Origin of the sequence: Microbacterium yannicii PS01 (assembly GCF_000304335.1) — a bacterium.
In the GTDB taxonomy this organism is placed as follows: domain Bacteria; phylum Actinomycetota; class Actinomycetes; order Actinomycetales; family Microbacteriaceae; genus Microbacterium; species Microbacterium yannicii_A.
The window spans coordinates 26,256-37,760 of record NZ_CAJF01000024.1 but is presented as its reverse complement, the minus strand read 5'-3'; the positions used below and the strand labels follow the sequence as shown (position 1 = coordinate 37,760).

Annotated in this window: 14 protein-coding genes; 5 read left to right on the top strand and 9 right to left on the bottom strand. The window is 71.6% G+C overall.

Features of this window, described 5'->3' with window-relative positions; genetic code table 11:
- Nucleotides 1-44: 44 nt before the first annotated feature.
- The 3 genes from WYM_RS22405 to rlmN form a co-directional block, all read right to left on the bottom strand.
- Nucleotides 45-650, bottom strand: coding sequence for a DUF4407 domain-containing protein (locus tag WYM_RS22405; protein WP_019181404.1), 606 nt, complete (start codon nt 648-650; stop codon nt 45-47).
- Nucleotides 647-1,522: a DUF4407 domain-containing protein gene (locus tag WYM_RS22400; RefSeq protein WP_019181403.1), complete on the bottom strand. Its 876-nt coding sequence runs from the start codon at nt 1,520-1,522 to the stop codon at nt 647-649. The genes WYM_RS22405 and WYM_RS22400 overlap by 4 nt, the downstream gene beginning before the upstream one ends.
- 102 nt (nt 1,523-1,624) lie before the next feature.
- Nucleotides 1,625-2,893 carry a 23S rRNA (adenine(2503)-C(2))-methyltransferase RlmN gene (gene rlmN, locus WYM_RS13630; protein ID WP_019181402.1) on the bottom strand — a complete coding sequence of 423 codons (1,269 nt, stop codon included), beginning with the start codon at nt 2,891-2,893 and terminating at the stop codon, nt 1,625-1,627.
- 96 nt (nt 2,894-2,989) lie between these two features.
- Here rlmN and WYM_RS13625 point away from each other — a divergent pair, with 96 nt between their 5' ends.
- The 3 genes from WYM_RS13625 to WYM_RS13615 are packed head-to-tail and all read left to right on the top strand — an operon-like array spanning nt 2,990 to nt 5,022.
- Nucleotides 2,990-3,463, top strand: coding sequence for a GNAT family N-acetyltransferase (locus tag WYM_RS13625; protein ID WP_019181401.1), 474 nt, complete (start codon nt 2,990-2,992; stop codon nt 3,461-3,463).
- Nucleotides 3,464-3,506: 43 nt separating this feature from the next.
- Complete coding sequence (locus WYM_RS13620) at nt 3,507-4,145, top strand: LysE family translocator (protein WP_019181400.1); 639 nt, start codon at nt 3,507-3,509, stop codon at nt 4,143-4,145.
- Between the two features lies 1 nt (nt 4,146).
- Complete coding sequence (locus WYM_RS13615) at nt 4,147-5,022, top strand: Cof-type HAD-IIB family hydrolase (protein WP_019181399.1); 876 nt, start codon at nt 4,147-4,149, stop codon at nt 5,020-5,022.
- A 1-nt stretch (nt 5,023) separates the two neighbouring features.
- On the opposite strand, the gene WYM_RS13610 is transcribed toward WYM_RS13615, so the two are convergent.
- The 4 genes from WYM_RS13610 to WYM_RS13595 all read right to left on the bottom strand — a co-directional run bounded on the left by WYM_RS13610 (nt 5,024) and on the right by WYM_RS13595 (nt 8,129).
- Entirely contained in the window at nt 5,024-5,464 is a 441-nt protein-coding gene (locus WYM_RS13610) for a VOC family protein (protein ID WP_019181398.1), read from the bottom strand.
- A 38-nt stretch (nt 5,465-5,502) separates the two neighbouring features.
- The gene (locus tag WYM_RS13605; protein ID WP_019181397.1) at nt 5,503-6,357 is read right to left on the bottom strand and encodes an SDR family oxidoreductase; all 855 of its coding nucleotides are present in this window, start codon (nt 6,355-6,357) and stop codon (nt 5,503-5,505) included.
- 106 nt (nt 6,358-6,463) lie between these two features.
- Nucleotides 6,464-7,288 (bottom strand): enoyl-CoA hydratase/isomerase family protein, encoded by an 825-nt coding sequence (locus tag WYM_RS13600; protein ID WP_051008134.1) that lies wholly within the window; start codon nt 7,286-7,288, stop codon nt 6,464-6,466.
- Nucleotides 7,289-7,364: 76 nt separating this feature from the next.
- The gene (locus WYM_RS13595) at nt 7,365-8,129 is read right to left on the bottom strand and encodes an SDR family NAD(P)-dependent oxidoreductase (protein WP_019181395.1); all 765 of its coding nucleotides are present in this window, start codon (nt 8,127-8,129) and stop codon (nt 7,365-7,367) included.
- A 255-nt stretch (nt 8,130-8,384) separates the two neighbouring features.
- Here WYM_RS13595 and WYM_RS21555 point away from each other — a divergent pair, with 255 nt between their 5' ends.
- Nucleotides 8,385-8,555, top strand: coding sequence for a hypothetical protein (locus WYM_RS21555; protein WP_423793911.1), 171 nt, complete (start codon nt 8,385-8,387; stop codon nt 8,553-8,555).
- Complete coding sequence (locus WYM_RS13585; protein WP_019181393.1) at nt 8,552-9,058, top strand: SRPBCC family protein; 507 nt, start codon at nt 8,552-8,554, stop codon at nt 9,056-9,058. The genes WYM_RS21555 and WYM_RS13585 overlap by 4 nt, the downstream gene beginning before the upstream one ends.
- Nucleotides 9,059-9,072: 14 nt before the next feature.
- Here WYM_RS13585 and WYM_RS13580 read toward each other — a convergent pair whose 3' ends face one another.
- Nucleotides 9,073-9,945, bottom strand: a complete 873-nt coding sequence (locus WYM_RS13580; protein ID WP_237739423.1) for an energy-coupling factor transporter transmembrane component T family protein — start codon at nt 9,943-9,945, stop codon at nt 9,073-9,075.
- A complete protein-coding gene (locus WYM_RS20270; RefSeq protein ID WP_202802641.1) occupies nt 9,942-11,504 on the bottom strand; it encodes an ABC transporter ATP-binding protein in 1,563 nt (520 codons plus the stop codon). Before WYM_RS20270 ends, WYM_RS13580 begins: the two co-directional genes overlap by 4 nt.
- Nucleotide 11,505 lies beyond the last annotated feature (1 nt).

Genomic DNA, 11,505 nt, shown 5'->3' with positions numbered 1-11,505 from the left:
GATATATCGCGTCCCGCGAGGCCCGCGTCGGTGTCGGGCCTGGGTCAGGCCTGCGCGCCCTGCGCCACGTCGGCGCGCTCCCGCCAGCTGCGCGCCGTGACGCGATCGAGGGCGACCTGCCGGCGCAGCGCATCGGCCTTCTCGTACAGGGTGGGCTCGCCGTAACTCGTGAGCACCTTCACGAGCACCGGCAGCAGCTCGATCATGAAGAAGAGCCCGGCGATGAGCCAGTGCGCCCATGCGAGGATCGGCTGCTGGTGCGAGAGGCGCTCGAGCGCGCCGATCTGACTGAGCAGTCCGGTCGCCGCGGCGTTTCCGCTGGCGATCTCGGCCGCACGTGCGTCGTACGCGGCGAGCGCCGACTGGTACTGCTCACGCGCGGCGGGCAGCTCATCCTCCGCCTGCTGCCGGTTCTGCGCCTCGGAGGCGCCGGCGTTCGCCGTGCCCGCGGCCTGCGCCGCAGCGAGGTCCGCCTCGGCGGTGCGCAGCTGGGCGGCCAGATCGTCGTACGACGCCTGGGCTGCCGCGAGCTGGGCCTGCGCGGCATCCGAGCTGGCGCCCTCGCCGGCCACTCCGCTGCAGCCGGCGGTCTCACCGGCGCCCTCGCCGCTGATCTCGCACTGATAGATGGCGCGTGCCTGATCGATCACCTGCTGCTGTGCGGCGAGCCTGGCTGTCGGTCGTCGACGGACTGCTGGGCGGCAGTCGCCGACGCGGACGTGGTGTTCGCGCCTTCGACGACCCCGCTGGCCGCCTGGCTCTCGAGAGCCGCGACGCGGTCCCGCGCGGCATCCAGCGCTTCCCTCTCGGGACCGGTGGTGACCGCGTCCTGGTCGGACTGCGCCTGCACGACGTTCGTCGCGTTCACCTCTCCGTTGGAGAAGATCTGCAGCACGAGCGGCTCGGCGACGACGATGCCGATCACGGCCGCCATGATGACGCGAGGGATCGCCAACCCGATCAGCCGGCCGATGCTGTGCGTCGAGCGCATCGTGGACGTGAGGAATCGGTCGAGGTTGAAGATGATGAGCGCCCAGACGATCGCCAGGGGTACCGCCATCCACGCCAGGATCCGCACGCCGGTGGTCAGCGCGAAGTACATCGAGATGGCCGAGACCAGCGCCGTCCCGGCGAGGACGAAGAACATCTGCACGAAGCGGGGCGTCTCTGTCGGCACGTGGTCGAGCACCGACCCGTCGGCACCGCCCAGCACCGCCAGTCGTCGCGAGGCGGGGGTGCGGGGCCGGCGCCTGCCGGCTCGTGCGGCGCGGCCGGCGGGCGCTGCCGCGGGCTCGGTGCCGGCATCCGGCTCGCTGGAGCGGTCCGCGGCATCCCCCGGATCGTCCGTCGCGGGGGCCTGGCCGGACTCCGGCTGGTCGAACGGGTCGTCGGGACCGGCCGGAGCCTCCCACGCACCGCGCACGTCGTCGATGTACAGCTCGTCGGCCGGCTCGGAGGGTCCGTCGAACGCGATACGACCGTCGGAGCCGAACCTGCCCGGCCGATGAACGGAGAAAGACATCCGGCCACCCTAGGCAAAGCAACCTGAGCGGCAGGTGAATCCGGGCGCGCTGGGACCGGGCTTCACGGCGAGCGGATGCCGCAGCCGCGGCGACCGCTCGCGTCAGACTTCGAGCGGGGTGACGGCCGCGACCGCCTGATCGTCCTCGGTCGCGACGAGCTGCCCGCACGCGCCGTCGATCTCTTTGCCGCGGGTGTCGCGCAGGGTCGTCGGGATGCCGGCCTCGTTCAGACGGCGGACGAACTCGGTCTGCACGTCGACCTCGGACGCTGTCCAGATCGAGCCCGGCGTCGGGTTGAGCGGGATCGGGTTGACGTGCACCCAGCCGCGTCCACGGGCGTTGAGCTTCTCGGCGAGGAGATCGGCGCGCCAGGCGTGGTCGTTCATGTCCTTGATCAGCGCATACTCGATCGACACACGCCGGCCGGTCTTGTCGAAGTAGGCACGCGCCGCGTCGAGCGCCTCGTCGACCTTCCAGCGCGAGTTGACCGGGATCAGCTCGTCGCGCAGCTTGTCGTCGGGCGCGTGGAGCGAGAGCGCGAACGTCACCGGGATGTCTTCGTTCGCGAGCTTGGTGATCGCCGGCACGAGGCCGACCGTCGACACCGTGACGCCGCGCGCACTCATGCCGAGGCCGTGCTTCTTGTCGGTCATGACCCGGACGGCCTGCATGACGCGGGAGTAGTTGGCCAGCGGCTCTCCCATGCCCATGAAGACGATGTTCGTGACGCGCTCGCCTTCATGACCGACGCGGCGCGGGTCGCCGAGCCCGCCGTCGGCGATCAGGCGATTGGCGCGCACGACCTGCTCGACGATCTCGGCGGCCGACATGTTGCGCGTGAGTCCGGCCTGGCCGGTCGCACAGAACGGGCAGTTCATGCCGCACCCGGCCTGCGACGACACGCACAGGGTGATGCGACCGGTGTACCGCATGAGGACCGACTCGACGAGGGCGCCGTCGTGCAGCTTCCACAGGAACTTGATGGTGTCGCCGCGGTCGGTCTCGAGTCGGCGGACCTCCGTCAGCAGCGGCGGCAGCATGCCGTGTACGAGGTCCTCGCGGCCGGCGGCCGGGAGGTCGGTCATCTCCGCCGGGTCGTGGGTCCAGTGCTGGAAGTAGTGCTTCTCGAGCTGCTTGGCACGGAACCCCGGCATCCCGAGCTCGATGACCTTCGCGACGCGCTCCTCGGGGGTGAGGTCGACGAGGTGCACCGGGGGCTTTCCGCGCTTCGGGCTCGCGAACTGCAGAAGGGGCCGGCCCTCGGCATCCTTCTTCTGCGACCATCCCTCTGTCGCCGGACGCACCTGGCGGGGCTTGGTGCTGCGCACGGCCGAGGGCGTCGTGGCGCGCACGGGTGGGATCTCGGTCATACGACCAGGGTAGGCGACGCGCCTGGACGGATGCCGGTGTGCCGGCGCCCCGTCAAGCCCCCGGCGCGATCGCCCGATCGCGTTAGCGTGAGCTGCGTGGACGAAGTGACGGTGCGCCCCATCCGCCCCGAGGACGCGGGCGAAGTGCTGACCCTCCAGCGAGCGGCGTTCGTGCAGGAGGCGCTCATCTACGGCAGCCCCGAAATGCCGCCCCTGACGCAGACGCTCGAAGAGCTCGAGGCGGAACTGGCCGAGAACCTCGGCTGCGTGGCCCTTGCCGGCCACCGCATCGTCGGGGCCGTGCGCGCGCAGCGCGACGGCGAGCTGCTGCTCGTCGGCCGCCTGGCGATCGCGCCCGACCAGCAGGGTCGCGGCCTCGGCACGACGCTCCTGGCCGCGGTCGAGGAGCGCGGCGCGAACGAGGGAGCCACCGAGGCCGAGCTCTTCACCGGCTCGCTCAGCGAGGCGAACCTGCGCCTGTACCAGCGGGAGGGCTACGTCGAGACGGAGCGTGTCCCCGGTGACGACGGCACCGAGCAGGTGTTCCTGCGCAAGCCGCTCGTCCGTTGACCCTCCGCCGCGACGGGCGCCCGCGGCGGGATATCGTGGCGTCGTGGTCCCTCCCGAGAACCTCCTGGCGTTCACGCTCGCCGCGCTCGTCCTGATCGTGATCCCGGGCCCCAGTGTGCTCTTCACGATCGGCCGCGCCCTGGCGCTCGGCCGCATCGGCGGACTGCTGAGCGTGCTGGGGAACGCCCTCGGGCTTCTGCCGGTCATCGGGCTCGTCGCCCTCGGCGTCGGTGGGATCGTCGCCCAGTCCGTCGTGCTCTTCACGATCCTGAAGGTGGCCGGCGCGGCGTACCTGATCTACCTCGGCATCCAGGCGATCCGGCATCGCGGTCGCGCGGCGGCCGAGGCGGCCGGCGGCGTCGCCCCCCGCTCGGCCTGGCGACAGCTCGGCGAGGGCTTCCTGGTCGGCATCACGAACCCGAAGACCATCGCGTTCTTCGTCGCCGTGCTGCCGCAGTTCGTCGACCTCTCGGCGGGCGCGGTGCCGGTGCAGATGATGCAGCTCGGTCTGGTGTTCTTCGTCATCGCACTGATCTCCGACGGCATCTGGGCGCTGGTCGCCGCGGCTGCCCGCACATGGTTCGGGCGCTCGCCGCGCCGCATCGCGACGCTGTCGGCGACCGGCGGCGGACTCATGATCGGACTCGGCGGAATCCTCCTCTTCACCGGGAACAAGCACTGACGTGAGCACCGAGACCCGTGCCGCCCCCGCGCATCCCCGGCGGATCGTCTTCATCGACGTCGACGGCACGATCCTCGAGCACGGCGAGCATGTCGCCCCGTCCACCGGCGAGGCGGTGCGCGCGGCGCGGGCTGCCGGGCACCTCGTCTACCTGAGCACGGGACGCTCGGCCGCCGACATCCATCCCCGCGTCGCGCAGATCGGGTTCGACGGCGCGATCACCAACTCCGGCGCCCTCGTGACCTCCGGCGACACCGTCGTCGTCGACCGGCCGCTGACGCCGGCGGCGACGGACCGTCTGCTCACCGTGCTGCGCAGCCGCGGCATCCGCTTCTTCCTGCAGACCCACGACGGCATCTTCGCCAGCGACGACATGGCCGAGCTGCTCGTGACCTACGCGGAGGAGCTGCAAGAACGCGACGCGGCCCGCGGCCTCCGCCCCGAGGACTCGCTCTCGGGGCTGGCCAACCGCGAGTTCCCGGGCGTCGAGGAGGCCGACCTGACGCAGATCGCGAAGGCGGTCTTCGTGAGCGACCACGCCGACGGTCTCGAGGTGCTGCGGGCCGACCTCGGCGACCGGTTCCAGGTGGTGCCGGGCAGCATCCCGCTGCCGGGAGGGTCGAACGGCGAGATCTGCGAGCGCGATACGACGAAGGGCTCGGCGATCGAGCTGCTGCTGGCCCACCTCGGCCGGGACGCGGCCGACGCCATCGCGATCGGCGACAGCTGGAACGACGTGGAGATGTTCCAGGTGTGCGGCACCAGCGTCGCCATGGGCAACGCCCACGCCGAGCTCAAGGACCTCTCGGACTTCGTCACCACGGCCGTCCTCGACGACGGCGTCTCGAACGCCTTCCGCCGCCTCGGCCTGATCTGAGTCAGGCCGGCGGATTCGAGTCGGAGTCGGCGGGAGCCTCGGCGCCGAGATTGACGAGGGTGCCCTCGGGATCGCGCACCTGCGCGACGCGCTCGCCCCACGGCATGTCGGCGGGCGCCTGCTCGGAGCGTCCGCCGGCCGCGAGCCAGGCCGCGAACACCGCATCGACGTCGTCGACGTAGAACCACAGGGCGATGCGGTCTCCGACGGTCCCGACGCCCGCTCCGGAAGCACTGTCCGGGCGCGTGGGTGCAGACGGCAGCGCATCGGGATCGCGGCCGATCCCGAGAGACACCTCCCCGATCTGAAGCGAGACGTAGTCGGGGTCGTCCTCGTCGCCGAAGCGGTAGACGACCACCGCGCCGAGCGCCGCCTCGTAGAACCGCACGAGCTGGGGCAGGTCGCGCGAGAGCAGGATGGGGAACAGACTCCGTACCGCCATGCCGTCAGGCTATGCCGGGCGAGGGGCTCGGGCCAGGGTCAGTCCAGGAAGATGTCGGGGAAGAGCTGCTCGTCGGGGGTGCCGGGCACCGCCGCGTACCCAGAGAAGTCGGTGATGCCGGCAGCCTCGAGGACGTCTTCGACGATCAGTGTCTGGCCGCTGTACTCGCGCGCCGGCTTCGTCATGATCTCGTACGCCGCATCGGCGTAGATCTCGGGTGTACGGCTGACCTTCATCATGCGGTCGCCGCCGAGCGCGAACCGCACCGCGGCCGTGGCGATGGTCGTGCGCGGCCAGAGCGTGTTCGCGGCGATGCCGTCGGCGGCGAACTCCGCCGCCAGTCCGAGCGTCGCCATCGTCATGCCGTACTTCGCCAGCGTGTAGCCGGTGTGCCCGCCGAGCCACTTCGGCGACAGGTTGAGCGGCGGCGAGAGCGACAGGATGTGCGGGTTCGCGGCATCCTTCAGGATCGGCACCGCGGCACGGCTCAGCATGAAGGTGCCGCGCACGTTGACGTCCTGCATCAGGTCGTACTTCTTCGCGTCGAGATCGAGCGAGCGCGAGAGGTCGATGACCGAAGCGTTGTTGACGACGATGTCGATGCCGCCGAACTCGCCCTGGGTCTTGAGCACGGCCTCGGTCACGTCGTCGTCGTTGCGCACGTCGCCGACGATCGGCAGCGCCTGACCGCCCGCCGCGCGGATCTGCTCGGCTGCCGAGTGGACCGTGCCCTCGAGCTTGGGGTGCGGTGTGTCGGTCTTCGCCAGCAGCGCCACGTTCGCGCCGTCGCGCGCGGCTCGCAGCGCGATCGCGAGGCCGATGCCCCGGCTGCCGCCGGACATCAGGATCGTCTTGCCGGCGAGCGGCTGGTGGCCTGTCGAGGGGTTGGTCACTGTCTTCCTCCGGTGGTGGTGTCGCGATCTTTCGTCTTCACGTTCCCGAAGCCCTCTGTCAGGCTGGCCGCCGATGGCGGAAATCGGGACATGCCGACGTCGGGAGTCAGGATGCGCCGGCCCGGGCGCCGGCGGACGTCGAGCCGGCGGCCTTGGCGGCGGCGGACTTGGCGGATGCCGCGGCGAAGGCGGCGACGCGGGCACGGGACTCATCCGTCTCGAATCGGGTGCCGATCGAGGCGGCCTCGTCGTCGAGGTTCTCGCCGAACGACCGGTGGGCACCGACGCGGACGAGGCGCTTGGCCTGCCCGAACGCGCCCGTGGCGTTGTCGAGCCAGAACCGTGCGACCTGCTCGGCGCGGTCGGCGACCTCGGCCGCCGTCACGACCTCGGTCACCAGCCCCCAGTCCAGCGCGGTCGCGGCGCCGAGCGCGCGATCCTCCAGCAGCAGCTGCAGCGCGCGGCGCTGGCCGATCGCGGCCGGCAGCAGCGTCGAGACGCCGAGGTCGGGGGTGAGCCCGATGTTGGCGTACTTGCTGACGAACCGGGAGTCGTCGGCGGCCACAATGTAGTCGGCGGTGAGCATGAGGCCGAGCCCGCCGCCGGCGACGGCGCCGTGCACGGCCGCGACGATGGGCTTGTCGGACTCCACGAACGTGCGGATGCCCTCGTGGATCACATGGGCCGCGCCGGTCACGTCGGCTCCGGACGCGCCAGACGTCGCCATCGCGACGACATCGCCGCCGGCGCAGAACGCCGGGCCCGCGGCATCCAGGATCACCGCTCCCACCGACGGGTCCGACGTCACCTCGCGCGCCACGTCTCGCCACCGCGCGCCCATGTCGAAGTCCATCGCATTGAGGTACGCGGGACGGTTGAACGTCACGCGGGCGAGCCCCGCCCGGACCTCGAGAAGGATCGAATCGCTCATGCTCTGTGCTCCCAGGTTCATTTCGGTGCTCCACTCGAGGGATGCCAGCGTGAACTGCTCCCGCGTCGGGCGACGGTCATCGCGGTGCCATCCGGATGGCGCCGTCGAGGCGGATGGTCTCGCCGTTGAGGTAGCCGTTGTCGACGATCGACATGACCAGGCGCGCGTACTCGTCGGGCTTGCCGAGTCGCTGCGGGAACGGCACCTGCTGGCCGAGCGAGTCCTGGGCGGCCTGCGGCATGCCCATGAGCATCGGGGTCTCCATGATGCCGGGGGCGATCGTCACGACCCGGATGCCGTACCGGGCCAGCTCGCGCGCGATCGGCAGCGTCATGGCGTGCACGCCGCCCTTGCTCGCGGCGTAGGCGGGTTGTCCGATTTGTCCGTCGAATGCCGCGACACTGGCGGTGCTGACGATGACGCCGCGGTCGCCGTCGCTCGCCGGTTCTGTTTTCGCCATTACCGCGGACGCCTGCGCGATGACGTTGTAGGTGCCGATGAGGTTCACCCGCACGATCCGCTCGAAGTCCGCCAGCGGCGTCGGCGCGCCGTCACGATCGAGCACCTTGGCGGGCGGTGCGATGCCGGCGCAGTTCACCACGACGCGAAGGGGACCGGATGCCGCGGCCGCCGCAACCGCGGCGGCCACCTGTTCGGGGTCCGTGACGTCGGCGGCGGCGAACGTGCCCCCGAGCTCGGCGGCGAGGTCGGCACCCGCGGATGAGGGCAGGTCGACGATCGTCACCGCCGCTCCGGCAGCCGCGAGGCGTCGCGCCGTGGCCAGGCCGAGCCCGCTGGCGCCGCCCGTCACCAGGGCCGAGGCGGGAGCCGTCAGATCCATGCGTTCTCCTTCGAACTGATATCGCGTCCCACCATACGTGGAACTGCGTCCCACCGCAGTGCTCGGGCCGCCGCTGCAACACGCTATCGAGATGGTCGGGCGGAAGTCACGCGCACGAACCGTTCGCAATTCAGTCCGGGCGCGAAGGGGCTGCGGCCGTGCCGACGACGATCCGGTTGCGGCGCGCGCGCCGCAACCGCTCCGGACTGAGTTGCGAACGCCGCAACCGCGAACCCGGCTCGGTCTGGGCGCTTCGTGGCGCATGAAGTGATGGTCGGCGACCGCTGGGCGGATATCGCCGTGGCGTCGATGTCGACGGCATGGAACTATGGCGAGGGATGGGAGGACGCCCTCATCGAGGCCTACGGGGTCGAACCCGACCGCGAACGCCTGTCGTACTACCGAGACCTGTGGAACGCGACATGACGAGCATCACCGGAACCGTGACGAAGATCGGCGACGCGCCGAACCTCGTGATCCTGCGCCGCTTCAAGGCGAGTGCCGACGAGGTGTGGCGCGAGCTCACCGAGTCGGACCGGCTCGAGCGCTGGATCGGCCGGTGGGAGGGCGACCCGAAGACGGGGCACGTCACCTTCTTCATGACCGCGGAGGGGCAGGATGCCGAGCCCGAGGAGTACACGATCCTCGAGTGCGACCGCCCCCGGCGCTTCGCCGGCGACACGTCGCAGGGCAGCGGCTCGTGGCACCTGTGGTTCGAGCTGACCGAGGAGGCTCCGGGCGACACGGTGCTGACGTTCGGGCAGCGCCTGAACCCCGGTGAGGACGTCGGCTCGATCGGCCCCGGCTGGGAGTACTACCTCGACCGGCTCGTCGCGGCGCAGGCCGGGCTCGATGCCGATGCGGTGAACTGGGACGACTACTTTCCCGCGCTGCAGCCGGCGTACGAGCGGCTCGTCGCCGCCGACTGACGCGCCGGCGGCTGCTAGGACCAGACGAAGCGGAAGGTGCCCGCCACGACGGCGGCGGCGATCGCCAGCGCCATGATCGCCACGCCGCCCGCCAGCGCGACGGCATCGCGCGGGCCGACTCGTGAAGGCCGCGACCACGTGCGCGGGATGCCGGAGCCGAAGCCGCGGGCCTCCATCGCCGTCGCGAGCTTGGTGCCGCGGCGCACCGCGAACACGAGCAGCACGAACGCCATGGAGAAGAACCGCCGCACGGCGCCGGTGTCGCCCACGCCGCGCGCCCGACGCGCCAGGCCCATGCTGCGCCAGTCGTCGAGGAAGAGCCCGAGGGTGCGCGTGCCGGCGAGGACCCCGAGCACGAAGCGGCTGGGAAGCTTCGCCACCTGGGCGAGGGCGTCGGCGAGTTCGGTGGGGTCGGTGCGCCCGAAGAGCAGGATCGTGGGCAGCCCCAGCGCCAGCACGCGGAGGCACACGGCCACGGCGAGAGCGATGGAGTCGTCGCTGATCGTCGCGTACCAGAACGACCAGTAGACGGTGCCGCCGGGCTCGGCGTAGAGCAGCATGCTGAGACCCGCGACCGGCGCGAAGAGCAGGATCGGCAGCATCCGCTTCAGCACCGTCACGGGCGAGAGGCCGGTGAGCGGGACGCACGCGAGCTGCAGCACGATGGCCGCGAGAGCGCTCGTGACGTCGATCGAGGCGAGGAGCGGCACCGAGAGCAGCAGCGCGAGCACGATCTTCGTGACGGGGTTCACACCGTCGAGCCACGCCCTCCGCGCCGCCGCGCCTGTGTCGCGCTCGCGGGAGAGCGACGCGGCCGGCACGGCGTGCCCAGGCTCTGCTGCGGTCGCCGGTGCGCCGGGCTGCGGCATCCGTCCCCCGCGGGTCATCGCCGATCTCCGCTCGAATGAACGGCACTGGGATGAACGGCACTGGGATGAACGGCACTGGGATGAACGGCACTGGCCGGCCCGCCGGACACGGGGCCGCCGGATACGGGCTCCCCGAGCTCGATGCGATGTCCCCCGAGGTGATGCATGACCTCTTCGTCGTGCGTGACCGCGACGACGGTGACGCCGGCGGCGATCTCGGACTGCAGCAGTCGCACGAGCTCGAGCCAGCCACGGCGGTCCTGCCCGAAGGTCGGCTCGTCGAGCACGATCACGGGCGGCGCATCGGCGAGGACCGTGGCGACCGACAATCGCCGCTTCTGTCCTCCCGACAGGGTGAAGGGGTTCGCCGCCGCGAGCGGCGAGAGGTGGAGGCGGTCGAGCAGTTCGTCGACGATGACCTCGACCGCGGCCGGCCCGACCCCGCGGGAACGCGGACCGACTGCGAGCTCATCGCGCACGGTCGTGGCGAGGAACTGGTGCTCGGGCTCCTGGAAGACCGTGCCGATCCGGGTCAGCAGCTCGCGCGACTTCCACCGCGACGGACGGCGGCCCGACGGCGCGGCGAGGATCTCGGCGGCGCGCACCTCGCCGGCCGCCTCGGGAAGCAGGCCCGCCAGGGTGAGAGCCAGGGTCGACTTTCCGGCGCCGTTGGGCCCCGTAATCACCGTGGCGGCCGCCCGCGGCACCTGCAGATCGAGGCCCGCGCGCACGATGACGCGGCCGTCGCGAGAGATGGCGAGACCGGATGCCGCGACCGCCGCATCGGACCCTGCCGGCGCCGCCGGGAGCACGGGCAGGTCGAGCGGCTCGCCCGGCACCCACACGCCCGCGGCCGCGAGAGCCGCGCCGTGCTCGGCGAACACGCGATCGGGCGGACCGTCCGCGAGCAGGCCGCCATCGGCCCCGACGACGATCACGCGGTCCATGAGGTCGGCCCAGACGGCGGTGCGGTGCTCGATCACGATCAGGGTGGCACCGGTCTCGGCGACGGCGCGCTCGACGCTTGCGCGCACTTCACGCACGCCGTCGGGGTCGAGGTTCGCGGTCGGCTCGTCCAGCAGCAGCACGCCCGGGCGCATGGCGAGCACGCCCGCGAGCGCGAGGCGCTGCTTCTGCCCGCCCGAGAGCGCCTTCGTGGCCCGCGACAGCGGAACGTCGAGGCCGACAGCGCGCATCGCCTCGGCGACGCGGGCCGGGATCTCGGCCGCCGGCACGCCCAGGTTCTCGCAGCCGAAGGCGACGTCGTCGCCGACCTTCGACAGCACGACGCCGGCATCCGGATCCTGCAGCACCAGCCCCACCCGACCACGATGGGTTTCGGCCCGCTCGCCGTCGATCAGCAGCGACCCCGACTCCTCGCCCTCGTCGGCGCCGCCGAGAAGTCCTGCGATCCCCGCGAGGAGTGTGGACTTCCCGGCGCCCGACGCTCCGAGGAGCAGCACGCGCTCCCCCGGATCGATCCTGAACGACACATCACGCACGGCAGGTGCCCGGCGCCCGGCATAGCGCCAGCCCCAGCCCGCCGCGGCGACGCGCGCAGGGCGGGTGGCGGGCACG